The following is a 23,662-nucleotide window of genomic DNA, read 5'->3' on the forward strand; positions in this document are numbered from 1 at the left end:
CCAGATATGTAAAAGAAATCGGCGTGAGTGTAGACGCGTCTGATGAAAAAATCAACGTGCTGGATTATGACTGCTGGCGCCCTGCTCCAGTGCTTCAAGAATTGAGCAATAGACGCTGCTGTGCGCTGTGCCGCAGCATGCATCATTGAGGCGCTGCAAAGAACGACGCATGGCTTGTAACTCTTTAATCCGGGATTCCACTTCACTTAAACGAGCCTGCACAATGCCTTTAGATTCCTGACAGGTATGATGTTCCGGATCGATGCGGATCGAGAGAAGTTCGCGGATCGACTCCAGCGTAAAACCAAGCTGCCTGGCATAGCGAATAAAACGCAGCCTCTGTAGATCGTTATCCGAATAGAGACGAAAGCCACCTTCAGTGCGTACGTTATGATCCATCATCTGCTGTTTTTCATAATAGCGGATGGTATCGGGAGTAACGTCAGCTAATTTAGCCAGTTCACCTATGCGGTACATAATTACTCCTCATTAATCTTTTGCAGCAACTTATCCGCGTAATCCCCACGCAGAAAGTCAGTGTTCAAGCCCGCCTGCCGCAGCTTTAACTCAAGCAGCGCCAGACGACGGCTCAGCTCAGCATAGCGGGGATCGCTCTCCTGAACGCCTTTAAGTAAGTCATTGAGCATCACGGCTTCTTTACGATGTTCAAGTTCGGGAGGTAAACAACCCGAATTCTTGAGTAATCGATAGCCTGCGCGTAGCTCAGGTGGCACATGCGAGTCATCGTCCAGAGTCAGTGGCTCCCCACTTCCCGGCAGGTTATCAAACTCACCTTTGTGCTGTGCATCAAGAATATGGCGTTCTGCCCACTGATCCAGTAACCACATCATAAGGCTCCGGGGATGAACAAAAATAATGCAGATATTGTAAACAAGCAGGAATAGGGTGGATATAAAAAAACCCGCCGGAGCGGGTTTTTTTACGTTACTACAGATTACTCTGCAGCAGCTTCTGCTTTCGATTCAGAGCGATCAACCAGCTCGATGTATGCCATCGGCGCGTTGTCGCCTGCACGGAAGCCACACTTCAGAATACGAGTGTAACCACCGGCGCGGCTCGCGAAACGCGGGCCCAGCTCGTTAAACAGTTTTGCCACGATCTCGTTATCACGAGTACGGGCGAATGCCAGACGACGATTAGCAACGCTATCAGTCTTGGCAAGAGTAATCAGCGGCTCAACTACGCGACGCAGTTCTTTCGCTTTCGGCAGGGTCGTCTTGATGATTTCATGACGAACCAGCGAACCAGCCATGTTACGGAACATAGCCTGGCGATGGCTGCTGTTGCGGTTCAGTTGACGACCACTCTTACGATGGCGCATGACCTTATCCTTCTCAGTAAAACCTTAACCTGTGATCCGGTTACTCGTCAGCAATGCTTGCCGGTGGCCAGTTTTCCAGGCGCATGCCCAGAGACAAACCACGTGAAGCCAGCACGTCTTTAATCTCAGTAAGAGATTTTTTACCCAGGTTCGGCGTTTTCAGCAACTCAACCTCGGTACGCTGTACCAGATCACCGATATAGTGGATAGCTTCTGCCTTAAGGCAGTTAGCAGAGCGGACAGTCAATTCGAGATCGTCAACAGGGCGCAGCAGGATCGGATCGAATTCTGGTTTCTCTTCTTTCACTTCCGGCTGACGTACATCACGTAAATCAACGAAAGCTTCCAGTTGTTCTGCCAGGATGGTTGCCGCACGACGAATCGCCTCTTCAGGATCGATTGTGCCGTTGGTTTCCATTTCGATGACCAGCTTGTCCAGGTCGGTACGCTGTTCTACACGCGCTGCTTCAACATTGTAGGCAATACGCTCTACAGGGCTGTAGCATGCGTCGACCAGCAGACGGCCGATTGGGCGCTCATCTTCTTCCGAATGAATTCGGGCAGAAGCCGGCACATAACCGCGACCGCGCTGAACTTTGATACGCATGCTAATAGCTGCGTTCTCATCGGTCAGGTGGCAGATCACATGTTGCGGCTTGACGATTTCGACATCACCGTCATGGGTAATGTCGGCTGCGGTCACAGGGCCAATGCCAGATTTGTTCAAAGTAAGGATAACTTCATCTTTACCCTGAACTCTCACCGCCAGCCCTTTCAGGTTGAGCAGGATTTCAAGGATATCTTCCTGAACGCCTTCTTTGGTGCTGTACTCATGAAGTACACCATCAATCTCAACCTCGGTCACCGCGCAACCCGGCATCGATGAGAGCAGAATACGGCGCAGTGCGTTACCAAGAGTATGGCCAAAGCCACGCTCTAAAGGTTCAAGGGTCACCTTGGCGTGCGTCGAACTCACTTGCTCGATATCGACCAGGCGCGGTTTTAGAAACTCTGTCACAGAACCCTGCATTGTGTCCTCTCTTTGGTACTAAGCTTTACTTGGAGTAAAGCTCGACGATCAGGTGTTCGTTAATGTCCGCAGACAGATCAGAACGTTCCGGCTGACGCTTGAACGTACCTTCCATCTTGCCAGCATCAACTTCCAGCCAGGTTGGCTTTTCACGCTGCTCAGCCAGCTCCAGAGCGGCTTTCACGCGAGATTGCTTTTTCGCTTTCTCACGAATGCTGACAACGTCATTCGCTTTAACCTGATAAGAAGCGATGTTAACAACACGACCGTTTACCATGATAGCTTTGTGGCTAACCAGCTGACGTGATTCAGCACGAGTCGCGCCGAAGCCCATACGGTATACAACGTTGTCCAGACGACCTTCCAGCAGAGTCAACAGGTTTTCACCGGTGTTGCCTTTCAGACGCGCTGCTTCTTTATAGTAGTTACGGAACTGACGCTCCAGCACACCGTACATACGGCGAACTTTTTGCTTTTCACGCAACTGCACACCATAGTCAGACAGACGCGGTTTACGCGCACCGTGCTGGCCAGGAGCTTGTTCAATTTTACACTTGGTATCGATCGCGCGAACGCCAGACTTAAGGAACAGGTCTGTGCCCTCACGACGGCTCAGCTTGAGCTTAGGACCCAAATATCTTGCCATTTTCTTTCTCCAACAATCCTAGAAACGAACGCGTTATACGCGACGTTTTTTCGGCGGACGACAACCGTTATGAGGGATCGGAGTCACATCAGTAATATTAGTGATGCGGAAACCAGCGGCGTTCAGTGCACGAATAGTAGATTCGCGACCTGGACCCGGACCTTTGACCATAACTTCCAGATTCTTGATGCCGTATTCTTTTACGGCTTCAGCGCAACGCTCTGCTGCAACCTGAGCTGCAAACGGAGTGGATTTGCGAGAACCACGGAAACCGGAACCACCGGCTGTTGCCCAACCCAGCGCGTTACCCTGACGATCGGTAATGGTAACGATGGTGTTGTTAAAAGAAGCATGGACATGAGCCACGCCATCAGAGACTTGTTTTCTTACACGCTTACGTGCACGAACTGGTGCCTTTGCCATTATTCAATCACCCCGACTATTTCTTGATCGGTTTACGCGGACCCTTACGGGTACGTGCGTTGGTCTTAGTACGCTGACCGCGAACCGGAAGACCACGACGATGGCGTAAACCACGATAGCAACCAAGGTCCATCAGACGCTTGATGCTCAGGGTGATTTCACGGCGCAGATCACCTTCAACGACAAATTTACCAACCGCTTCACGCAGGGATTCAATTTGTTCTTCAGACAGCTCACTGATCTTAACATTTTCAGCGATACCCGTGTCAGCACAGATGGCTTTAGAGCGGGTCTTGCCGATACCGAAAATAGCAGTTAATGCGATTACGGTATGTTTGTGATCAGGAATGTTAATGCCTGCTATACGGGCCACTATGCACTCCTACTATTTAATATGTACGCACCATGCTGAAAAGCCCGTTTTCAGGATACTCAAATGGAAACGTACAGACATACAAAAGATTGGCTGGCTAATCTAGCCAGCTCAACCCAACTTTGCAAGAAAAATATGCGAATAAATCAGCCTTGGCGCTGTTTATGCTTCGGCTCGGCACTGCAAATCACGCGGATGACGCCATCACGCTTAACGATTTTGCAGTTACGGCATAATTTCTTGACGGAAGCACGAACTTTCATTTTTACTCTCCGTAACTTCTCGAGCGACCTGTTAGCGGCCGTAGCCTTTCAGGTTCGCCTTCTTCAATGCAGACTCGTACTGACTCGACATCATCAGAGTTTGCACTTGAGCCATAAAGTCCATAATCACGACAACAACGATAAGCAGTGAGGTTCCACCGAAGTAGAACGGTACTTTCATTGCATCACGCATGAACTCCGGGATCAGGCAGATAAAAGTGATGTATAACGCACCGACCAAAGTCAGGCGAGTCATTACTTTATCGATATACTTCGCCGTTTGCTCTCCCGGACGAATTCCTGGTACAAATGCACCGGACTTCTTCAGGTTATCTGCTGTTTCACGCGGGTTGAAAACCAACGCCGTGTAGAAGAAACAGAAGAAGATGATTGCAGACGCATAGAGTAACACATAAAGCGGTTGCCCAGGCTGCAAATACAGCGAAATTGTTGTCAGCCAGTTCCAACCAGTACCGCCCCCGAACCATGATGTAATGGTAGCCGGGAACAGAATAATACTGGAAGCGAAGATTGCCGGGATAACCCCTGCCATATTCACTTTCAGCGGTAAATGTGTGCTCTGTGCAGCATAGACACGACGACCCTGTTGACGTTTAGCGTAGTTTACCACAATGCGGCGTTGACCACGCTCTACAAAGACAACAAAGAAGGTCACTGCAAATACTAATACTGCAACCAACAGCAACAGGAGGAAGTGCAGGTCGCCTTGACGCGCTTGCTCGATAGTATGGGCGATGGCCGGCGGGAGACCCGCAACGATACCGGCGAAGATAATGATTGAGATACCGTTTCCGATACCGCGCTCAGTAATCTGTTCGCCGAGCCACATCAGGAACATCGTTCCTGAGACCAGACTAACAACAGCGGTGAAATAGAATGCAAAGCCTGGATTAATCACCAGGCCCTGCATACCAGGCATATTCGGCAGACCGGTAGCAATACCGATCGACTGGAATATCGCCAGCACCAGAGTACCGTAGCGGGTGTACTGGCTGATCTTACGACGACCAGACTCCCCTTCTTTCTTCAGCTCCGCTAACGGCTGATAAACAACCGTCAGCAGCTGGACAATGATCGATGCCGAAATATACGGCATGATACCCAACGCAAAGATAGAAGCACGGCTGAGAGCACCACCAGAGAACATGTTGAACATTTCAATGATGGTGCCTCGCTGTTGCTCAAGCAGTTTGGCAAGTACAGCGGCATCAATACCAGGGATCGGAATAAAAGAGCCAATACGGAACACAATCAACGCACCGATTACAAACAACAGTCTGCGCTTCAGTTCGCCAATCCCACCTTTGGCACTTTGAAAATCTAATCCCGGTTGCTTAGCCATCTGCTACTTATTCCTCAATTTTACCGCCAGCAGCTTCGATAGCAGCACGAGCACCTTTAGTCACGCGCAGGCCACGAACAGTTACCGGACGAGATACTTCACCAGACAGGATCACTTTCGCGAACTCGATCTGGATACCGATAATGTTAGCCGCTTTCAGCGTGTTCAGGTCGATAACATCGCCTTCTACGTGAGCCAGATCAGACAGACGAACTTCTGCAGTGATCATCGCTTTACGAGAAGTGAAGCCGAATTTCGGCAGACGACGGTACAGAGGCATCTGACCACCTTCGAAACCGCGACGTACGCCACCACCAGAACGAGAGTTCTGACCTTTGTGACCACGACCACCGGTTTTACCGAGGCCAGAACCGATACCACGACCCAGGCGTTTACCCGCCTTTTTGGAGCCTTCGGCCGGAGACAGAGTATTTAAACGCATCTCTTACTCCTCAACTTTAACCATGAAGGAAACCGCGTTGACCATACCACGAACAGCAGGAGTATCCTCGCGCTCTACGGTGTGACCAATACGACGCAGACCCAGGCCAAGCAGCGTTGCCTTGTGTTTCGGCAGACGACCGATTGCACTGCGGGTTTGAGTAATTTTAATAGTCTTTGCCATGGTTTATTTCCCCAGAATTTCTTCAACGGATTTACCACGCTTGGCAGCGACCATTTCTGGAGAATTCATATTTTCCAGGCCATCAATAGTTGCACGAACCACGTTGATCGGGTTGGTGGAACCATATGCTTTGGCCAGAACGTTATGAACTCCAGCAACTTCCAGAACGGCGCGCATTGCACCACCGGCGATGATACCGGTACCTTCGGAAGCTGGCTGCATGAATACACGAGAACCCGTGTGAACACCTTTAACCGGGTGCTGCAGGGTGCCGTGGTTCAGCGCGACGTTAATCATATTGCGACGGGCTTTTTCCATCGCTTTCTGGATCGCTGCTGGAACTTCACGCGCTTTACCGTAACCAAAACCAACGCGACCGTTACCGTCACCAACTACAGTCAGAGCTGTGAAGGAGAAAATACGACCACCTTTAACGGTTTTAGATACGCGGTTAACCGCGATCAGCTTTTCCTGCAGTTCGCCAGCTTGTTTTTCGATGTGAGCCATCTTACACCTCTACCTTAGAACTGAAGGCCAGCTTCACGGGCAGCATCTGCCAGTGCCTGGACACGACCATGATATTGGAACCCGGAACGGTCAAAGGAAACATCTTTGATGCCTTTTTCCAGAGCGCGTTCAGCAACAGCTTTACCCACAGCTGCTGCCGCGTCTTTGTTACCGGTGTACTTCAGTTGTTCAGCGATAGCTTTTTCTACAGTAGAAGCAGCTACCAGAACTTCAGAACCGTTCGGTGCAATTACCTGTGCGTAAATATGACGCGGGGTACGATGTACCACCAGGCGAGTTGCACCCAGCTCCTGGAGCTTGCGGCGTGCGCGGGTCGCACGACGGATACGAGCAGATTTCTTATCCATAGTGTTACCTTACTTCTTCTTAGCCTCTTTGGTACGCACGACTTCGTCGGCGTAACGAACACCCTTACCTTTATAAGGCTCAGGACGACGGTAGGCGCGCAGATCTGCTGCAACCTGGCCGATCACCTGCTTATCAGCGCCTTTCAGCACGATTTCAGTTTGAGTCGGACATTCTGCAGTGATACCGGCCGGCAGTTTATGCTCAACAGGATGAGAGAAACCTAAAGCCAGGTTTACTACATCCCCTTTGACCGCTGCACGATAGCCTACACCAACCAGCTGAAGCTTTTTAGTGAAGCCTTCGGTAACACCAACAACCATTGAGTTCAGCAGGGCACGCGCGGTACCAGCCTGAGCCCATCCATCCACGAAACCATCACGCGGACCGAAGGTCAGAGCATTATCTGCATGTTTAACTTCAACAGCATTGTTGAGGGTACGAGTCAGCTCGCCGTTTTTACCTTTGATCGTAATAACCTGACCGTTGATTTTTACATCAACGCCGGCAGGAACAACGACCGGTGCTTTAGCAACACGAGACATTTTTTCCTCCGATTAGGCTACGTAGCAGATAATTTCGCCACCAAGACCAGCCTGGCGCGCTGCACGATCGGTCATAACACCTTTAGAGGTAGAAATAACCGCGATACCCAGACCCGCCATAACTTTCGGCAGCTCATCTTTACGTTTGTAGATGCGCAGACCTGGGCGGCTGACACGCTGAATGCTTTCTACAACAGCTTTACCCTGGAAATACTTAAGAGTCAGTTCCAGTTCCGGCTTGATGTCGCCTTCAACTTTAAAATCTTCAATAAAGCCTTCTTCCTTCAGCACGTTGGCAATTGCCACTTTCAGCTTGGAGGAAGGCATGGTGACCGCAGCTTTATTCGCGGCCTGACCGTTACGGATACGGGTCAGCATATCCGCGATCGGATCTTGCATGCTCATCTGTCTTTACTCCCGTGATTCAATTGGTGACAATTACCAGCTAGCCTTTTTCAGACCCGGGATTTCACCGCGCATTGCGGCTTCACGGACCTTGATACGGCTCAACCCGAACTTCCGCAGGAAACCATGCGGACGACCTGTTTGACGGCAGCGATTACGCTGACGAGACGGGCTGGAATCACGCGGCAGAGTCTGCAGCTTGAGAACAGCATTCCAACGATCTTCGTCGGTTGCGTTCACATCAGAGATGATAGCTTTCAGTTCAGCGCGTTTAGCGAAGAATTTATCAGCTAAAGCCACGCGCTTTACTTCGCGTGCTTTCATTGATTGCTTAGCCATTAAGTAACCCTACCTTACTTGCGGAACGGGAAGTCAAAGGCAGCCAGCAGAGCGCGGCCTTCTTCATCAGATTTCGCAGTAGTGGTAATGGTAATATCCAAACCACGAACGCGGTCGACTTTATCGTAGTCGATTTCTGGGAAGATGATCTGCTCACGGACACCCATGCTGTAGTTGCCACGACCGTCGAAAGACTTAGCGGACAAGCCACGGAAGTCACGGATACGCGGTACAGCAATAGTGATCAGGCGCTCAAAGAACTCCCACATGCGTTCGCCACGCAGAGTTACTTTACAGCCGATCGGATAGCCCTGACGGATTTTGAAGCCTGCAACTGATTTGCGTGCTTTGGTGATCAGCGGTTTTTGACCGGAGATTGCTGTCAGATCGGCTGCTGCGTTATCCAGCAGTTTCTTGTCAGCGATCGCTTCACCAACACCCATGTTCAGGGTGATCTTCTCGACCCGAGGGACTTGCATGACAGAATTGTAGTTAAACTCAGTCATGAGTTTTTTAACTACTTCGTCTTTGTAGTAATCATGCAGTTTCGCCATCGTACTACTCCAAATTACTTGATAGTTTCGCTGTTAGATTTGAAGAAACGGACTTTTTTGCCGTCTTCGAATCTAAAGCCTACACGGTCAGCCTTGCCGGTTGCCGCATTGAAGATTGCAACGTTAGAAACCTGAATAGCAGCTTCTTTTTCAACGATGCCGCCTGGTTGGTTCAGAGCCGGAACCGGCTTCTGGTGTTTCTTAACCAGGTTGATACCTTCAACAATGAGCTTGCCGGAAGACAAGACATTCTTAACTTTACCGCGTTTACCTTTATCTTTACCGGTTAACACGATAACTTCGTCATCACGACGGATTTTCGCTGCCATGATTCGCTCCTTAGAGTACTTCTGGGGCCAGAGAGATAATTTTCATGAACTTCTCGTTACGAAGTTCACGAGTTACCGGCCCAAAAATACGCGTACCGATGGGCTGCTCGCTGTTATTGTTTAAAATAACGCATGCATTACCATCGAAGCGAATGACAGAACCGTCCGGGCGACGAACACCCTTCTTGGTGCGCACCACTACCGCCTTCAGCACATCACCTTTTTTGACCTTACCACGCGGAATTGCTTCTTTGATGGTGATCTTGATGATGTCGCCTACGCCTGCGTAGCGACGGTGCGAGCCACCCAGAACCTTGATACACATTACGCGACGTGCACCGGAGTTGTCGGCGACGTTCAGCATAGTCTGTTCTTGGATCATTTTAGTGCTCCGCTAATGTCAACTACTACTGAGACCCAAAAATAGGGTCGTTAAAAAAGCCCCATATCGAGGGCGCGGCATTATAACACCGCAAATCAGATATGGGTAGAAAAAATAAACGGCTCATCGCTGAGCCGTTTATCCGTATCGAGAATGCGTACTCTATTACAGAACCGCTTTCTCTACAACGCGAACCAGCGTCCAGGACTTAGTCTTGGACAGCGGACGGCATTCGCGGATTTCAACCACGTCGCCGATACCGCATTCGTTGTTCTCGTCATGTACGTGCAGTTTGGTCGTACGCTTGATGAATTTGCCGTATACCGGGTGTTTCACCATACGTTCGATAGCAACAACAATGGATTTCTCCATTTTGTCGCTAACCACGCGACCTTGCAGAGTACGGATTTTATCGGTCATTACGCACCCGCCTTCTGAGTCAGTAAAGTCTTAACGCGTGCAACATCACGACGCACTTGCTTCAGCAGATGAGTCTGTTGCAGCTGGCCACTTGCAGCCTGCATACGCAGGTTGAACTGCTCACGCAGCAGGTTCAGCAGCTCAGCGTTCAGCTCTTCAACGCTTTTTTCACGCAGCTCTTTTGCTTTCATTACATCACCGTCTTAGTTACAAAGGTGGTTTTGATCGGCAGTTTCGCTGCTGCCAGGCCGAATGCTTCACGGGCCAGCTCTTCCGGTACGCCGTCCATTTCATAAAGGACTTTACCCGGCTGAATCAAGGCAACCCAGTACTCCACGTTACCTTTACCTTTACCCATACGAACTTCCAGCGGCTTCTCGGTGATCGGTTTGTCCGGGAATACACGGATCCAGATCTTACCTTGACGCTTAACTGCACGGGTCATAGCACGACGTGCTGCTTCGATCTGACGTGCAGTCAGACGACCACGGCCAACAGCTTTCAGACCGAAAGTGCCGAAGCTAACATCCGTACCCTGCGCCAGACCACGGTTGCGGCCTTTGTGCACTTTACGGAATTTTGTACGCTTTGGTTGTAACATCAGCGACGCTCCTTATTTACGGCCTTTACGCTGCTGCTTTTTAGGTTGAGCAGCCGGTTCCGGTTGTTCAACAGCAGCCATACCACCCAGGATCTCACCTTTGAAGATCCATACCTTAACGCCGATTACACCGTAAGTGGTGTGCGCTTCAGAGGTGTTGTAGTCGATGTCAGCACGCAGAGTGTGCAGCGGTACGCGACCTTCACGGTACCATTCGGTACGTGCGATTTCCGCGCCGCCCAGACGGCCGCTAACTTCAACTTTGATACCTTTAGCGCCCAGACGCATTGCGTTCTGTACAGCACGCTTCATAGCACGACGGAACATAACGCGACGTTCCAGCTGAGAAGTGATGCTGTCAGCAACCAATTTAGCGTCCAGTTCAGGCTTACGAACTTCGGCAATATTGATCTGTGCAGGCACGCCAGCGAGATCCGCGACGACCTTGCGCAGTTTTTCTACGTCTTCGCCTTTCTTACCGATAACGATACCCGGGCGAGCAGTGTGAATGGTCACACGGATGCTTTTAGCCGGACGCTCGATAACGATGCGAGATACAGACGCTTTCGCCAGTTCCTTAGTCAGGTACTGACGTACTTTAAAATCGCTGTCCAGGTTGTCAGCGAATTCTTTGGTGTTCGCAAACCAGGTTGAGTTCCATGGTTTTACAATACCCAGGCGAATACCATTAGGATGTACTTTCTGACCCATTGCTAGTCTCCAGAGTCTCAGCGATCGGACACAACCACAGTAATGTGGCTGGTGCGCTTCAGGATGCGATCTGCACGACCTTTAGCACGCGGCATAATGCGCTTCATGCTCGGGCCTTCGTCTACGAAAATTTTCGCAACTTTCAGATCATCAATGTCAGCGCCATCGTTGTGTTCAGCGTTAGCAATGGCAGATTCCAGTACCTTCTTGACCAGTACAGCAGCTTTCTTATTGGTGTAGGTCAGAATATCCAGGGCCTGCGACACTTTCTTACCGCGAATCAGGTCAGCAACAAGGCGAACCTTCTGAGCAGAAGAACGAGCATGGCGATGTTGAGCTAAAGTTTCCATCTCTTCCTCCTACCTTATTTCTTCTTCGCTTTTTTATCAGCAGCGTGGCCGCGATAAGTACGAGTCGGTGCGAATTCACCCAGTTTGTGACCAACCATTTCGTCGGAAACAAAAACTGGAACGTGCTGACGACCATTATGGACAGCGATGGTCAAACCGATCATGTTAGGAAAGATCGTTGAACGACGGGACCAAGTGCGCAGGGGCTTCTTGTCTCCGCTTTCCACCGCTTTCTCTACCTTCTTCAGCAAGTGCAGGTCAATAAAAGGACCTTTCTTGAGAGAACGTGGCATGGCTTATCCTCTAAAATTATTTGCTACGGCGACGTACGATGAATTTATCAGTACGCTTGTTGCTGCGGGTCTTCTTACCTTTGGTCTGAACGCCCCACGGAGTTACCGGGTGCTTACCAAAGTTACGACCTTCACCACCACCATGTGGGTGGTCGACTGGGTTCATCGCAGTACCGCGAACGGTAGGACGAACACCACGCCAGCGTGCAGCACCTGCTTTACCCAGAACGCGCAGCATATGCTCAGCATTGCCAACTTCGCCCAGAGTAGCGCGGCAGTCTGCTTCGACTTTACGCATTTCACCAGAACGCAGACGCAGGGTGACATAAGCACCATCGCGAGCAACGATCTGAACGTAAGTACCAGCGGAACGAGCCAGCTGACCGCCTTTACCTGGTTTCATTTCTACGTTATGAACGGTAGAACCAACCGGGATATTGCGCATCGGCAGGGTGTTGCCTGCTTTGATTGCAGCATCAACGCCAGATTGAATCTGGTCGCCAGCTTTCAGGCCTTTAGGGGCCAGAATGTAACGGCGCTCACCGTCTTTGTACAGAACCAGCGCGATGTTCGCGGAGCGGTTCGGATCGTACTCAAGACGTTCAACAACTGCCGGGATACCATCTTTGTTGCGTTTGAAGTCAACAATACGGTAGGCCTGTTTGTGACCACCACCGATATGACGGGTGGTGATACGGCCATTGTTGTTACGACCACCGGATTTGCTGTTTTTTTCAACCAGCGGAGCAAAAGGTTTGCCCTTGTGCAGCTCTGGGTTGACCACTTTAACAACGTGGCGACGACCCGGAGATGTCGGTTTACATTTAACAACTGCCATTGTATTACTCCTCCGACTTACTCAGCGCCGCCGACGAAGTCCAGATTCTGGCCTTCCTTCAGGGTGACGTAAGCTTTTTTCCAGTCGCTACGACGACCGATACGCTGTCCGTGACGTTTAACTTTCCCTTTAACAACCAGGGTGTTAACGACTTCGACTTCGACTTCAAACAGTTTCTGCACAGCAGCTTTGATCTCTGCTTTGGTCGCGTCTTTAGCAACTTTGAGAACGATGGTGTTAGTTTTTTCCATCGCAGTAGACGCTTTTTCAGAAACGTGCGGTGCGCGCAGCACCTTCAGCAGACGTTCTTCACGAATCATGCCAGCATCTCCTCAACTTGCTTAACAGCATCAGCAGTCATTACGACTTTGTCGAAGGCGATCAGGCTAACCGGGTCGATACCAGTTGCATCACGTACGTCAACCTTGTGCAGGTTGCGCGCAGCAAGGAACAGGTTCTCGTCCAGCTCACCGGTGATGATCAGCACATCTTCCAGAGCCATGTCTTTCAGTTTCTGTGCCAGCAGCTTAGTTTTAGGCGCTTCTACAGAGAAAGATTCGACAACGATCAGACGATCCTGACGTACCAGTTCGGACAGAATGCTTTTCAGCGCGCCGCGGTACATCTTTTTGTTAACTTTTTGACTGTGGTCCTGCGGACGCGCAGCGAAGGTCACGCCACCTGAACGCCAGATCGGGCTCTTGATAGAACCTGAACGCGCACGGCCGGTACCTTTCTGGCGCCACGGCTTTTTGCCTGAACCAGTTACTTCAGCACGAGTCTTCTGAGCACGAGTACCCTGACGAGCACCAGCTGCATAAGCAACTACAACCTGGTGAACCAGCGCTTCGTTGAAATCACGACCGAAGGTAGTTTCGGAAACAGTCAGCGCGCTCTGCGCGTCTTTCAATACTAATTCCATTGCTATCCCCTTACGCCTTCACAGCTGGTTTAACGATCAGGTCGCTACCGGTTGCACCCGGGACCGCGCCTTTAACCAGCAGCAGGTTGCGCTCAGCGTCAACACGTACTACGTCCAGGCTCTGAACGGTGACACGTTCGTTACCCAGCTGACCTGCCATTTTCTTGCCTTTGAACACTTTGCCCGGAGTCTGGTTCTGACCGATAGAACCCGGAACGCGGTGAGACAAGGAGTTACCGTGAGTAGCGTCCTGGGTACGGAAGTTCCAGCGCTTAACGGTACCAGCAAAACCTTTACCTTTAGAGGTACCGGTTACGTCAACTTTTTTAACGTCAGCAAACAGCTCAACGCTAATGTCCTGACCTACGGTGAACTCTTCGCCGTCAGCCAGACGGAATTCCCACAGACCACGGCCAGCTTCTACGCCAGCTTTAGCGAAGTGACCCGCTTCCGGTTTGGTTACACGGTTAGCTTTTTTAGCACCAGTGGTCACCTGAACGGCACGGTAGCCATCGTTAGCCAGATCTTTAACCTGAGTAACGCGGTTTGCTTCAACTTCGATTACGGTTACTGGGATAGATACGCCATCTTCAGTGAAGATGCGGGTCATGCCCACTTTTTTACCGACTAAACCAATCATTGTTTCAACCTCTCAATCGCTCGATGACCTGATTAACCCAGGCTGATCTGCACGTCTACACCGGCAGCCAGATCCAGACGCATCAGAGCATCAACGGTTTTTTCAGTTGGCTCAACGATGTCAACCAGACGCTTATGAGTGCGGATTTCGTACTGATCGCGCGCGTCTTTGTTAACGTGCGGAGAGATCAGAACGGTAAAGCGCTCTTTGCGGGTCGGCAGCGGGATCGGACCACGGACTTGCGCACCAGTGCGCTTAGCAGTCTCGACGATTTCCGCGGTTGATTGATCGATCAGACGATGATCAAACGCTTTAAGGCGGATACGGATTCTTTGGTTCTGCATGAGACCAGAGCTCCAATTATTTTATAGACGAAATGGTTACTCCTCATACCCATTACGATTGATGGGAGAGTGTAACCGTTCTTACATAGTTCCCCAATTGGGAACATTGTTTGGTAGCGTGTTGCTGCTACCAGGGTTCATATCGAACCGGCCGTCAACTTTGACAGGCCCGCGCATTATACGCAAATTCAGCGACAACGCAAGGGCTGCGTACAAAATCATCACTTGTTTCTGCGAGCTCACTTCCAGGCCCGTCGCAATGCCATGAAAGGCCGGCAAATACTCTGGAGCGGGACATCCATTCCTGTTTATTGCCTTTTGCCAGAGGCTTGGCTCCTGCATCACACTCAGTACCCAGGGCCACCACATGGAAACCATCGATGATAGCGACTTTGGCATTCTTTATTATTTATGGCGGGTTATTACTCACGCTTTGTTGGCACGATCTGCGCTATGGCTTGCTACCCGATAAATTTACCTGCCCTCTGCTGTGGGGCGGGTTGCTTTATTATCTGTGTATGTCACCAGCCAATCTGCAGCATGCAGTCTGGGGAGCGATAGCAGGCTATCTGGCCTTTGCGTTGATCTATTGGCTCTACAGGGGAATACGCGGGCGTGAAGGCATCGGCTACGGCGATGTCAAATTTCTCGCCGCACTAGGGGCATGGCAGGGATGGAGAATTTTACCGCAGCTCGTTCTTATAGCAACAATTCTCGCCTGCGCTGCCGTAACGGTTCTGATTCTGTGCGGCAAACACAGGCAGGCATTACGCAACCCGCTGCCTTTCGGCCCTTTCCTGGCCACAGCGGGTTTGCTATGTGGTTGGCAGACTTTTTTTAGTCAGCCACTTTAATCTGCGACTGAAGATAATTCTGCAGACCAATTTTACCTATCAAATCCAGCTCGGTTTCCAGCCAGTCGATATGGCCTTCTTCGTCGGCGAGGATGGTGATTAACATATCACGGCTGACGTAGTCGTGGACGCTGTCAGCATAGGCAATGGCTTCTCGTAGATCCTTTGCCCCTTCCAGTTCCAGCCTCAGGTCGGATTGCAGCATCTCCTCCACATCCTCTCCGATGCGGAGTTTGCCGAGATCCTGCAGGTTCGGGATCCCTTCGAGAAATAAAATGCGCTCGATATACTTATCGGCATGCTTCATTTCATCGATAGATTCGTGGTACTCGACATCATTGAGGCGCATCAGGCCCCAGTTCTTGAACATTCTCGCATGGAGAAAGTATTGATTAATTGCGACTAGCTCATTTCCCAATAATTTATTGAGATAACTTATGATTTTGACATCACCTTTCATTATATAGTCCCTCCGCTTCCACTTATTGAAGCGTAGTTCGGGCTATAGGGATGTCAAAGTAAAGCTGAGAGGCTTCAGGCGATCTCTTGATATTCCGGCATGCGGGTTAATTCATCTTCCATAATTTCTCGTGCTGCACGAACGCACTTACCACATTGATTTCCAACGGGAATAAATTTTCTCAGCTGCTGAAAAGACTGAGGATTGAATTGGCGCACAGCCTGACGAATTTTTTTATCGTTCACACCATTACACAGACAAACGTACATATATACTCCCGTTCAACTTACAGACAAAGTGTAAATGAGAATAGTTATGATTACAATAGCCTGTTTATTAAATAGGCGTTTGATCTCTTTGCTGTCAGTCACTGTGCTGCTTCACGCAAATAGCAGACAGCAAAAAGGGCGCCTTAGCGCCCTTTTTAATTCAGAACTAAATATTAGCCCAGAACTTTAGCAACCACGCCCGCGCCAACGGTACGGCCGCCTTCACGGATTGCGAAACGCAGACCGTCGTCCATCGCGATCGGGTGGATCAGGGTAACAACCATTTTGATGTTGTCGCCCGGCATTACCATCTCTACGCCTTCCGGCAGTTCGATGGTGCCAGTCACGTCAGTTGTACGGAAGTAGAACTGCGGACGGTAGCCTTTGAAGAACGGAGTATGACGGCCGCCTTCGTCTTTGGACAGAATGTACACTTCAGATTCGAACTTGGTGTGCGGCTTGATAGAACCCGGCTTAGCCAGTACCTGACCACGTTCGATTTCTTCACGTTTGATACCACGCAGCAGAACACCAACGTTCTCACCAGCACGGCCTTCGTCCAGCAGTTTGCGGAACATTTCAACGCCAGTACAGGTAGACTTCGCAGTCTCTTTGATACCAACGATTTCAACTTCTTCGCCAACTTTGATGATACCGCGCTCTACACGACCGGTAACAACGGTACCACGACCGGAGATGGAGAATACGTCTTCGATCGGCAGCAGGAACGGCTTGTCAATCGCACGCTCTGGTTCCGGGATGTAAGAATCCAGGTAGCCAGCCAGTTCGATGATTTTCGCTTCCCAGTCTGCGTCGCCTTCCAGCGCTTTCAGAGCGGAACCGCGAACGATCGGAGTGTCGTCGCCCGGGAAATCGTACTGAGACAGAAGTTCACGAACTTCCATTTCAACCAGTTCCAGCAGCTCTTCGTCATCAACCATGTCGCATTTGTTCAGGAACACGATGATGTACGGAACGCCTACCTGACGACCCAGCAGGATGTGCTCACGAGTCTGCGGCATCGGGCCGTCAGTCGCAGCAACAACCAGGATCGCGCCGTCCATCTGCGCAGCACCGGTGATCATGTTTTTAACATAGTCGGCGTGGCCCGGGCAGTCTACGTGCGCGTAGTGGCGAGTCGGGGTGTCATATTCAACGTGAGAAGTGTTGATGGTGATACCACGAGCTTTTTCTTCCGGCGCGTTATCGATCTGGTCGAATGCGCGAGCAGAACCACCGTAGGTTTTAGCCAGAACGGTAGTGATTGCAGCGGTCAGAGTAGTTTTACCATGGTCAACGTGGCCGATAGTACCGACGTTGACGTGCGGTTTTGTACGTTCAAATTTTTCTTTAGACACGGCTATATTCCTTACTATAGTGCTCTCCCCTTCTGGAGAGAGCACGGGACTTTGGTTTTAACCCTGCGGCTTATTTACCACGGGCTTCGATTACGGCCTGAGCAACGTTGTTCGGCGCATCATCATACTTCAGGAACTCCATGGAGTAAGAAGCACGACCTTTGGTCAGAGAACGCAGCTGAGTTGCATATCCGAACATTTCAGACAGCGGAACTTCAGCGTGGATCACAACGCCAGTCACGTTGGATTCCTGACCGCGCAGCATACCGCGACGACGGCTAAGGTCACCGATAACGTCACCAGTGTTCTCTTCCGGAGTTTCTACTTCAACCTTCATGATCGGCTCAAGCAGAACTGGTTTCGCTTTCTTAAAGCCATCTTTAAAGGCAATAGAAGCGGCCAGTTTAAACGCCAGTTCAGAGGAGTCAACGTCGTGGTAAGAACCGAAGTGCAGACGCACGCCCAGATCAACTACCGGATAACCAGCCAGAGGACCTGCTTTCAGCTGCTCCTGGATGCCTTTATCAACGGCCGGGATGTATTCGCCAGGAATTACACCACCTTTGATGTCGTTGATGAACTCATAACCTTTCGGGTTAGAGCCCGGCTCCAGTGGGTACATGTCGATAACGACGTGACCGTACTGACCGCGACCACCAGACTGTTTAGCGTGTTTACCTTCGATATCGGTAACTTTCGCGCGAATCGCTTCGCGGTAAGCAACCTGAGGTTTACCGACGTTCGCTTCAACGTTGAATTCACGCTTCATACGGTCAACGATGATGTCGAGGTGCAGCTCACCCATACCGGCGATGATGGTCTGGTTAGATTCTTCGTCAGTCCATACGCGGAAAGACGGGTCTTCTTTAGCCAGACGGCCCAGAGCCAGACCCATTTTTTCCTGGTCAGCTTTGGTTTTCGGTTCAACAGCGATAGAGATTACCGGCTCAGGGAATTCCATACGCTCCAGAATGATCGGCGCATTAGGATCGCACAGAGTGTCACCCGTAGTTACGTCTTTCAGACCGATAGCAGCAGCGATATCGCCCGCGCGAACTTCTTTGATCTCTTCACGTTTGTTAGCGTGCATCTGTACGATACGACCGAAACGCTCACGTGCAGCTTTCACGGAGTTCAGGATGGTATCACCAGAGTTAACCACACCAGAGTATACGCGGAAGAAGGTCAGGTTACCCACGAACGGGTCGGTAGCGATTTTGAATGCCAGAGCAGCAAACGGCTCATCATCGCTAGCGTGACGCTCAGCCGGAGTATCTTTACCATCGTCCAGGATACCGTTGATCGCAGGTACGTCAACCGGGGATGGCAGGTAGTCAACTACCGCATCCAGCATCGCCTGAACACCTTTGTTCTTGAACGCAGAACCACAGGTTACCAGGATGATTTCGTTGTTCAGAACGCGCTGACGGAGAGCAGTTTTAATCTCTTCTTCAGTCAGTTCTTCACCACCCAGGTATTTCTCCATCAGCTCTTCAGAAGCTTCAGCAGCGGACTCGATCAGGTTCTGGTGCCATTCTTCGGCCAGTTCCTGCATGTCTGCCGGGATATCTTCGTAAGTGAAGGTTACACCTGCGTCTTCTTCGTTCCAGTTGATGGCTTTCATTTTCACCAGGTCAACAACACCGGTGAACGCTTCTTCAGCGCCAATCGCCAGCTGCAGCGGAACAGGGTTCGCGCCCAGACGGGTTTTGATCTGACCAACAACTTTCAGGAAGTTCGCACCCATACGGTCCATTTTGTTAACGAACGCAATGCGCGGAACTTTGTATTTGTTTGCCTGACGCCATACGGTTTCAGACTGAGGCTGAACACCACCAACTGCGCAGTAAACCATTACTGCACCATCAAGCACACGCATGGAACGTTCTACTTCGATGGTGAAGTCAACGTGCCCCGGGGTGTCGATGATGTTTACGCGATGCGGTTCATACTGCTTAGCCATACCTGACCAGAATGCAGTAGTCGCTGCGGAGGTGATAGTAATACCACGCTCCTGCTCCTGTTCCATCCAGTCCATGGTGGCAGCGCCGTCATGAACTTCACCGATTTTGTGGTTTACACCGGTGTAGAACAGAATACGTTCGGTAGTAGTAGTTTTACCGGCGTCGATGTGCGCACTGATACCGATGTTACGGTAGCGTGCGATGGGTGTTGTACGAGCCATTTGATTCCTCGTTTATTTCTTTAGGCGTTCAGTTAAGTTATCCAAAACGGGCGACTTATCTGAAGCGCCCGCCTGGTGACTAATACTCCGAAGGGATTACCAACGGTAGTGTGCGAACGCCTTGTTGGCTTCTGCCATACGGTGAACGTCTTCACGTTTCTTAACTGCAGTACCTTTGTTGTCTGCAGCATCAGAAAGTTCGTTCGCCAGACGCAGAGCCATGGATTTATCACCACGTTTACGAGCAGCTTCAACGATCCAACGCATTGCCAGAGCATTACGACGAACCGGACGGACTTCAACTGGAACCTGATAAGTAGAACCACCAACGCGGCGAGACTTAACTTCTACAGTCGGGCGCACGTTGTCGAGAGCGACTTCGAAAGCTTCCAGTTCATTTTTACCAGAGCGCTGAGCCAGGGTCTCCAGCGCGCTGTATACGATTGCTTCTGCAGTAGATTTTTTACCATCTACCATCAGGATATTTACAAATTTAGCCAGCAGTTCTGATCCGAACTTAGGATCCGGCAGGATTTTACGCTGACCAATGACGCGACGACGTGGCATGGAAATACTCCGTTGTTAATTCAGGATTGTCCAAAACTCTAAGAGTTTAGTTTGACATTAATATAAAACGTTTGGCCTTACTTAACGGAGAACCATTAAGCCTTAGGACGCTTCACGCCATACTTGGAGCGAGCTTGCTTACGGTCTTTAACGCCGGAGCAGTCAAGCGCACCACGAACGGTGTGGTAACGAACACCCGGAAGGTCTTTAACACGACCGCCACGGATCAGGATCACGGAGTGCTCCTGCAGGTTGTGACCTTCACCACCGATGTAGGAGGTGACTTCGAAACCGTTAGTCAGACGCACACGGCAAACTTTACGCAGTGCGGAGTTCGGTTTCTTAGGAGTGGTGGTATATACACGAGTACATACGCCACGTTTCTGCGGGCAGGCTTCCAGCGCCGGCACGTTGCTCTTTGCAACTTTGCGCGCGCGTGGTTTGCGTACCAGCTGGTTAATTGTTGCCATTAAATAGCTCCTGGTTTTAGCTTTTGCTTCGTAAACACGTAATAAATCGCCTCATATAATATGAGGACGCAGAATTTTAGGGCGGTGCCGAAAAGGTGTCAAGAAATATACAACGATCCCGCCATTACCAGGACAACTGACCTGCATGTTTGACTGAAAGTCTGACGAAATCAGTATAGCTAACCCTGACGACACTGTCCGCAATTTGACCAGCCAGCCCGCGGGCTTCGATATCTTCTTGCAGAGCGTAGAGGGATATGGGGGCAGATTGCAGGATTTCAAGGAAACGGCCTTCCGCGAGAGCGGCGATAACGCCGTCCGACAGCAGCAGAAGATCGTCGCCCTCTTTTAGCAAACGGAGCATAGCCGCCATATCGGCGTGCCAGGGAGATGTGCTTAGCGTGTGGAGCATTCGAGCCTCAGAACCGCAGTATCACGTTAAAATCGTCAAGCCGGGCGCGCAAAGCCTCTGGCTCCAGCCATTCGCCATCAACAACCCACGGCGTGGCAGAATTCAGACCGCGCTCCCGTGCTGAAGCAGCGCAAATCCAGCACTGTTCGATATCGTATAGCGATAAGAGCTTAAAGGTGGAGATATAGTCGCGCGCCAGCACCGCTGCGGGGCGCTGCCCGGGAAGAAGCTGAAAGACGCCATCGCCCACGAAGAAAACGCCGATCTCTTCCGTCAGCGCGGAGGTTGCCAGCAGGGCGTCCAGCCCTTCCCTGCCCGACGCTGAACCATGAGGCGCAGACGAAAAAACAAAGGCTACGCGCTTCATCAGAACTGCACCATGCGATCGCAGGTTAACGCGGCTTCCGCCAGCGCACCCAATCCGCTCAAGGTAAAGCCCGGCTGCAAATTATACCCAGGCAAATTCAGCTGCCGGGCTTCCTGTTCATCAGTGATTCCACGGCGTAACGCTGCGGCTACACAGATATGCAAGGAAACGGCGTGTTCGTCATGCAGCGTCTGCCAGGCCCGAACCAGATCAAATTCGTCGCTGGCGGGCGCCGTGAGCTGATTCGCGTTATAGACGCCTTCACGATAGAAAAAGACGCTGAGCAACTCGTGGCCTTCCTGCAAAACGGCGCGGGCAAACTGTAGTGCGCTGCTGGCCTGCTGGGTACCATAAGCGGGCCCTGTTACCGTAATGGCAAAGCGCATTACTTATCCAGCCCCTGGAAATCTCCACTTTTGAACTGACGAATGTAGAGATATACCGTGTGCTTAGAGATATTCAGCCGATCGGCCACCTGATTGATGGCATCTTTGATATCAAAGATCCCCTTCTCATAGAGGTTCAGGACGATCTGCCGATTTTTAGCGTTGTTAGAAACGTTACGGTCAGCGTTCACCTCTTCAATCGTGAACTCAAGCGTCTGGGCCACCAGATCGTCAACCGATGAAGCAAAGTTGACCTGGGAATTCACCTCCGTCGTTTCCGGCGGAATAAAGGTGCTCATGATTTGTGAGAAAGGGACATCAAGGTTCATGTTGATGCACAGCAGGCCAATGACCCGATGGTCACGGTTGCGGATAGCGATAGTGACCGATTTCATCAGCACACCGCTTTTGGCGCGAGTAAAATAGCATTTGGAAACGCTGCTATCGGCTCCAGTCATATCGTGCAGCATGCGCAGCGCAAGGTCGGTAATTGGCGAGCCAATTTGACGGCCGGTGTGTTCACCGTTGGCGATACGAATAGCGGAACATTTTAAGTCCTGCAATGAGTGCAATACGATTTCACAGTGGGAACCGATGAGCATCGCTAACCCGTCCACTACCGCTTCATAGGATTTAAGGATATCGAAGTCGGTCTGGTCAAAAGGACGTTGATCCAGCAAATCAAGCTCACTGGTCTCGTTGGTTAAAAGCGACCTGGACATGAAAAAAAGCACTCCTTTTCAGGAGCCTGTCGTTATCGTCAGGGCAGGCTCATCATCATTATTAATCTATCTAAAGTAATACAGCGCCTGAGGTTCTTTCCAGTTTTAATTATATCTGCCCGCAATAAAAAAACCGCCGCCCCTGGAGGCGGCGGCTCAAAACCGATTACTTCTTAGCGTCAGCGGCTGGCGCTTCAGCAGCGGCTTCAGGCTTGGCGTCCGCTTTCGGCGCCGGTTTAATATCCAGCAGCTCTACATCAAATACCAGAGTAGAGTTTGCCGGGATACCCGGTACGCCAGTTTTGCCGTAAGCCAGATCCGGTGGAATGACCAGCTGGATTTTACCGCCTTTCTTGATGTTCTTCAGGCCTTCGGTCCAGCCCGGGATCACGCCGTCCAGGCGGAAGGAAAGCGGCTCGCCGCGGGTATAAGAGTTATCAAACTCTTTACCGTCGATCAGCGTACCTTTGTAGTTGACGACAACGGTATCGCTGTCTTTCGGCGTTTCGCCGGTACCCGCTTTCTCGACTTTGTAGAGCAGGCCAGATTTAGACGTTTTTACGCCTTTCTCTTTGGCAAAGGCGTCACGGTAAGCTTTGCCTTTTGCTTCATTCTCAGAGGCGTCTTTTTCCATTTTCTGCTGAGCAGCAGTTTTTACACGTGTTTCAAACGTCTGCAGAGTCTGTTCGATCTCCTGATCGGACAGTTTGCTCTTATCAGCAAAAGCGTCCTGAACGCCGGCGATCAGCTGATCTTTATCTAATTTGATGCCCAGCTTTTCTTGTTCTTTCAGGGAGTTTTCCATGTAACGTCCCAGCGATGCACCCAGCGCATAAGCAGATTTCTGATCGTCATTTTTAAATGCCGATTTGCTGTCCGTTGCGGGTGCCGCTTTCGCTGTAGTCTCAGCAGCGAAGCTCAGCGGTGCATTCAGGGCGATGGCCATAGTGGTCGCCAGCAGCGTTACTTTAAACAGTGATTTCATCCATTTCTCCAGGGCC

The 23,662-nt window shown here is 50.8% G+C and carries 42 protein-coding genes; 1 reads left to right on the forward strand and 41 read right to left on the reverse strand.

From position 1 onward, the window contains the following. Window positions 1-51: 51 nt before the first annotated feature. The 30 genes from zntR to rpsJ all read right to left on the reverse strand — a co-directional run bounded on the left by zntR (window position 52) and on the right by rpsJ (window position 14,611). Complete coding sequence (zntR, locus tag BJF97_RS26425; protein WP_014227035.1) at window positions 52-477, reverse strand: Zn(2+)-responsive transcriptional regulator; 426 nt, start codon at window positions 475-477, stop codon at window positions 52-54. 2 nt (window positions 478-479) lie between these two features. Next, on the reverse strand, window positions 480-848 hold the full coding sequence (locus tag BJF97_RS26430) for a DUF1992 domain-containing protein (protein WP_014227036.1): 369 nt from the start codon (window positions 846-848) through the stop codon (window positions 480-482). Between the two features lie 107 nt (window positions 849-955). Further along, window positions 956-1,342 carry a 50S ribosomal protein L17 gene (rplQ, locus tag BJF97_RS26435; RefSeq protein WP_001216372.1) on the reverse strand — a complete coding sequence of 129 codons (387 nt, stop codon included), beginning with the start codon at window positions 1,340-1,342 and terminating at the stop codon, window positions 956-958. A gap of 40 nt (window positions 1,343-1,382) precedes the next feature. Beyond that, complete coding sequence (locus BJF97_RS26440; protein ID WP_002919219.1) at window positions 1,383-2,372, reverse strand: DNA-directed RNA polymerase subunit alpha; 990 nt, start codon at window positions 2,370-2,372, stop codon at window positions 1,383-1,385. Between the two features lie 25 nt (window positions 2,373-2,397). Further along, window positions 2,398-3,018 (reverse strand): 30S ribosomal protein S4, encoded by a 621-nt coding sequence (gene rpsD, locus BJF97_RS26445; RefSeq protein ID WP_004125897.1) that lies wholly within the window; start codon window positions 3,016-3,018, stop codon window positions 2,398-2,400. Between the two features lie 33 nt (window positions 3,019-3,051). Next, complete coding sequence (gene rpsK, locus BJF97_RS26450) at window positions 3,052-3,441, reverse strand: 30S ribosomal protein S11 (RefSeq protein ID WP_004138423.1); 390 nt, start codon at window positions 3,439-3,441, stop codon at window positions 3,052-3,054. Window positions 3,442-3,457: 16 nt separating this feature from the next. After that, entirely contained in the window at window positions 3,458-3,814 is a 357-nt protein-coding gene (rpsM, locus tag BJF97_RS26455; RefSeq protein WP_004106333.1) for a 30S ribosomal protein S13, read from the reverse strand. A 146-nt stretch (window positions 3,815-3,960) separates the two neighbouring features. Beyond that, the gene (gene rpmJ / locus BJF97_RS26460; RefSeq protein ID WP_000868187.1) at window positions 3,961-4,077 is read right to left on the reverse strand and encodes a 50S ribosomal protein L36; all 117 of its coding nucleotides are present in this window, start codon (window positions 4,075-4,077) and stop codon (window positions 3,961-3,963) included. Between the two features lie 31 nt (window positions 4,078-4,108). After that, on the reverse strand, window positions 4,109-5,440 hold the full coding sequence (secY, locus tag BJF97_RS26465) for a preprotein translocase subunit SecY (RefSeq protein ID WP_004106334.1): 1,332 nt from the start codon (window positions 5,438-5,440) through the stop codon (window positions 4,109-4,111). 7 nt (window positions 5,441-5,447) lie between these two features. Further along, entirely contained in the window at window positions 5,448-5,882 is a 435-nt protein-coding gene (gene rplO, locus BJF97_RS26470) for a 50S ribosomal protein L15 (protein WP_004106336.1), read from the reverse strand. 3 nt (window positions 5,883-5,885) lie between these two features. Next, window positions 5,886-6,065: a 50S ribosomal protein L30 gene (rpmD, locus tag BJF97_RS26475; protein WP_001140434.1), complete on the reverse strand. Its 180-nt coding sequence runs from the start codon at window positions 6,063-6,065 to the stop codon at window positions 5,886-5,888. 3 nt (window positions 6,066-6,068) lie between these two features. Beyond that, a complete protein-coding gene (gene rpsE, locus BJF97_RS26480) occupies window positions 6,069-6,572 on the reverse strand; it encodes a 30S ribosomal protein S5 (protein WP_004106339.1) in 504 nt (167 codons plus the stop codon). Between the two features lie 14 nt (window positions 6,573-6,586). Further along, window positions 6,587-6,940, reverse strand: a complete 354-nt coding sequence (gene rplR, locus BJF97_RS26485) for a 50S ribosomal protein L18 (protein ID WP_000358960.1) — start codon at window positions 6,938-6,940, stop codon at window positions 6,587-6,589. Between the two features lie 9 nt (window positions 6,941-6,949). Next, on the reverse strand, window positions 6,950-7,483 hold the full coding sequence (rplF, locus tag BJF97_RS26490; RefSeq protein WP_004106341.1) for a 50S ribosomal protein L6: 534 nt from the start codon (window positions 7,481-7,483) through the stop codon (window positions 6,950-6,952). Between the two features lie 12 nt (window positions 7,484-7,495). After that, window positions 7,496-7,888, reverse strand: coding sequence for a 30S ribosomal protein S8 (rpsH, locus tag BJF97_RS26495; RefSeq protein ID WP_004106343.1), 393 nt, complete (start codon window positions 7,886-7,888; stop codon window positions 7,496-7,498). 33 nt (window positions 7,889-7,921) lie between these two features. After that, window positions 7,922-8,227 (reverse strand): 30S ribosomal protein S14, encoded by a 306-nt coding sequence (gene rpsN / locus BJF97_RS26500; protein ID WP_002919667.1) that lies wholly within the window; start codon window positions 8,225-8,227, stop codon window positions 7,922-7,924. A 14-nt stretch (window positions 8,228-8,241) separates the two neighbouring features. Next, entirely contained in the window at window positions 8,242-8,781 is a 540-nt protein-coding gene (rplE, locus tag BJF97_RS26505; RefSeq protein ID WP_001096202.1) for a 50S ribosomal protein L5, read from the reverse strand. A gap of 14 nt (window positions 8,782-8,795) precedes the next feature. Beyond that, complete coding sequence (rplX, locus tag BJF97_RS26510; RefSeq protein WP_004106345.1) at window positions 8,796-9,110, reverse strand: 50S ribosomal protein L24; 315 nt, start codon at window positions 9,108-9,110, stop codon at window positions 8,796-8,798. A 10-nt stretch (window positions 9,111-9,120) separates the two neighbouring features. Further along, the gene (rplN, locus tag BJF97_RS26515) at window positions 9,121-9,492 is read right to left on the reverse strand and encodes a 50S ribosomal protein L14 (RefSeq protein WP_000613954.1); all 372 of its coding nucleotides are present in this window, start codon (window positions 9,490-9,492) and stop codon (window positions 9,121-9,123) included. Window positions 9,493-9,657: 165 nt separating this feature from the next. Further along, window positions 9,658-9,912 (reverse strand): 30S ribosomal protein S17, encoded by a 255-nt coding sequence (gene rpsQ, locus BJF97_RS26520; protein ID WP_004106347.1) that lies wholly within the window; start codon window positions 9,910-9,912, stop codon window positions 9,658-9,660. Beyond that, window positions 9,912-10,103 (reverse strand): 50S ribosomal protein L29, encoded by a 192-nt coding sequence (gene rpmC, locus BJF97_RS26525; RefSeq protein ID WP_002919754.1) that lies wholly within the window; start codon window positions 10,101-10,103, stop codon window positions 9,912-9,914. The genes rpsQ and rpmC overlap by 1 nt, the downstream gene beginning before the upstream one ends. After that, window positions 10,103-10,513: a 50S ribosomal protein L16 gene (rplP, locus tag BJF97_RS26530; RefSeq protein ID WP_002919759.1), complete on the reverse strand. Its 411-nt coding sequence runs from the start codon at window positions 10,511-10,513 to the stop codon at window positions 10,103-10,105. The genes rpmC and rplP overlap by 1 nt, the downstream gene beginning before the upstream one ends. Window positions 10,514-10,525: 12 nt before the next feature. Beyond that, on the reverse strand, window positions 10,526-11,224 hold the full coding sequence (rpsC, locus tag BJF97_RS26535) for a 30S ribosomal protein S3 (RefSeq protein WP_004106350.1): 699 nt from the start codon (window positions 11,222-11,224) through the stop codon (window positions 10,526-10,528). A gap of 17 nt (window positions 11,225-11,241) precedes the next feature. Then, on the reverse strand, window positions 11,242-11,574 hold the full coding sequence (gene rplV / locus BJF97_RS26540) for a 50S ribosomal protein L22 (RefSeq protein WP_002919773.1): 333 nt from the start codon (window positions 11,572-11,574) through the stop codon (window positions 11,242-11,244). A 14-nt stretch (window positions 11,575-11,588) separates the two neighbouring features. Further along, window positions 11,589-11,867, reverse strand: coding sequence for a 30S ribosomal protein S19 (gene rpsS, locus BJF97_RS26545; protein WP_001138115.1), 279 nt, complete (start codon window positions 11,865-11,867; stop codon window positions 11,589-11,591). Window positions 11,868-11,883: 16 nt separating this feature from the next. Next, the gene (gene rplB / locus BJF97_RS26550) at window positions 11,884-12,705 is read right to left on the reverse strand and encodes a 50S ribosomal protein L2 (RefSeq protein ID WP_000301869.1); all 822 of its coding nucleotides are present in this window, start codon (window positions 12,703-12,705) and stop codon (window positions 11,884-11,886) included. A 17-nt stretch (window positions 12,706-12,722) separates the two neighbouring features. Next, window positions 12,723-13,025, reverse strand: coding sequence for a 50S ribosomal protein L23 (gene rplW, locus BJF97_RS26555; protein ID WP_000617546.1), 303 nt, complete (start codon window positions 13,023-13,025; stop codon window positions 12,723-12,725). Next, a complete protein-coding gene (gene rplD / locus BJF97_RS26560) occupies window positions 13,022-13,627 on the reverse strand; it encodes a 50S ribosomal protein L4 (protein WP_003031119.1) in 606 nt (201 codons plus the stop codon). The genes rplW and rplD overlap by 4 nt, the downstream gene beginning before the upstream one ends. Window positions 13,628-13,637: 10 nt before the next feature. Then, window positions 13,638-14,267: a 50S ribosomal protein L3 gene (gene rplC, locus BJF97_RS26565; RefSeq protein WP_004106354.1), complete on the reverse strand. Its 630-nt coding sequence runs from the start codon at window positions 14,265-14,267 to the stop codon at window positions 13,638-13,640. A gap of 32 nt (window positions 14,268-14,299) precedes the next feature. Further along, complete coding sequence (rpsJ, locus tag BJF97_RS26570) at window positions 14,300-14,611, reverse strand: 30S ribosomal protein S10 (protein WP_001181005.1); 312 nt, start codon at window positions 14,609-14,611, stop codon at window positions 14,300-14,302. Window positions 14,612-14,991: 380 nt separating this feature from the next. On the opposite strand from rpsJ, the gene BJF97_RS26580 reads away from it, so the two are divergent. Beyond that, window positions 14,992-15,465, forward strand: coding sequence for a prepilin peptidase (locus BJF97_RS26580; protein ID WP_032693888.1), 474 nt, complete (start codon window positions 14,992-14,994; stop codon window positions 15,463-15,465). Here the strand turns inward: BJF97_RS26580 and bfr are convergent. The 11 genes from bfr to fkpA form a co-directional block, all read right to left on the reverse strand. Further along, window positions 15,449-15,925, reverse strand: coding sequence for a bacterioferritin (gene bfr, locus BJF97_RS26585; protein WP_004125910.1), 477 nt, complete (start codon window positions 15,923-15,925; stop codon window positions 15,449-15,451). The genes BJF97_RS26580 and bfr overlap by 17 nt on opposite strands. A gap of 74 nt (window positions 15,926-15,999) precedes the next feature. Continuing rightward, entirely contained in the window at window positions 16,000-16,194 is a 195-nt protein-coding gene (gene bfd / locus BJF97_RS33125; protein WP_004125913.1) for a bacterioferritin-associated ferredoxin, read from the reverse strand. A 173-nt stretch (window positions 16,195-16,367) separates the two neighbouring features. Further along, complete coding sequence (gene tuf, locus BJF97_RS26590) at window positions 16,368-17,552, reverse strand: elongation factor Tu (protein ID WP_004097636.1); 1,185 nt, start codon at window positions 17,550-17,552, stop codon at window positions 16,368-16,370. Between the two features lie 70 nt (window positions 17,553-17,622). Next, a complete protein-coding gene (gene fusA, locus BJF97_RS26595) occupies window positions 17,623-19,737 on the reverse strand; it encodes an elongation factor G (RefSeq protein WP_004115957.1) in 2,115 nt (704 codons plus the stop codon). 96 nt (window positions 19,738-19,833) lie between these two features. Beyond that, window positions 19,834-20,304, reverse strand: coding sequence for a 30S ribosomal protein S7 (gene rpsG, locus BJF97_RS26600; RefSeq protein WP_004106370.1), 471 nt, complete (start codon window positions 20,302-20,304; stop codon window positions 19,834-19,836). 95 nt (window positions 20,305-20,399) lie between these two features. Continuing rightward, window positions 20,400-20,774 (reverse strand): 30S ribosomal protein S12, encoded by a 375-nt coding sequence (gene rpsL, locus BJF97_RS26605; RefSeq protein WP_002920115.1) that lies wholly within the window; start codon window positions 20,772-20,774, stop codon window positions 20,400-20,402. Between the two features lie 124 nt (window positions 20,775-20,898). Continuing rightward, complete coding sequence (tusB, locus tag BJF97_RS26610; RefSeq protein ID WP_025107828.1) at window positions 20,899-21,186, reverse strand: sulfurtransferase complex subunit TusB; 288 nt, start codon at window positions 21,184-21,186, stop codon at window positions 20,899-20,901. Between the two features lie 7 nt (window positions 21,187-21,193). Then, window positions 21,194-21,553 carry a sulfurtransferase complex subunit TusC gene (gene tusC, locus BJF97_RS26615; protein ID WP_004854839.1) on the reverse strand — a complete coding sequence of 120 codons (360 nt, stop codon included), beginning with the start codon at window positions 21,551-21,553 and terminating at the stop codon, window positions 21,194-21,196. Continuing rightward, the gene (gene tusD / locus BJF97_RS26620; protein ID WP_014227040.1) at window positions 21,553-21,939 is read right to left on the reverse strand and encodes a sulfurtransferase complex subunit TusD; all 387 of its coding nucleotides are present in this window, start codon (window positions 21,937-21,939) and stop codon (window positions 21,553-21,555) included. The genes tusC and tusD overlap by 1 nt, the downstream gene beginning before the upstream one ends. Next, window positions 21,939-22,661 carry a helix-turn-helix transcriptional regulator gene (locus BJF97_RS26625; protein WP_004106380.1) on the reverse strand — a complete coding sequence of 241 codons (723 nt, stop codon included), beginning with the start codon at window positions 22,659-22,661 and terminating at the stop codon, window positions 21,939-21,941. Before BJF97_RS26625 ends, tusD begins: the two co-directional genes overlap by 1 nt. Before the next feature lie 166 nt (window positions 22,662-22,827). After that, on the reverse strand, window positions 22,828-23,646 hold the full coding sequence (fkpA, locus tag BJF97_RS26630; RefSeq protein ID WP_004854844.1) for an FKBP-type peptidyl-prolyl cis-trans isomerase: 819 nt from the start codon (window positions 23,644-23,646) through the stop codon (window positions 22,828-22,830). Window positions 23,647-23,662: the final 16 nt, after the last annotated feature.

The organism is Klebsiella sp. LTGPAF-6F, from assembly GCF_001753185.1.
Lineage (GTDB): Bacteria > Pseudomonadota > Gammaproteobacteria > Enterobacterales > Enterobacteriaceae > Klebsiella > Klebsiella michiganensis.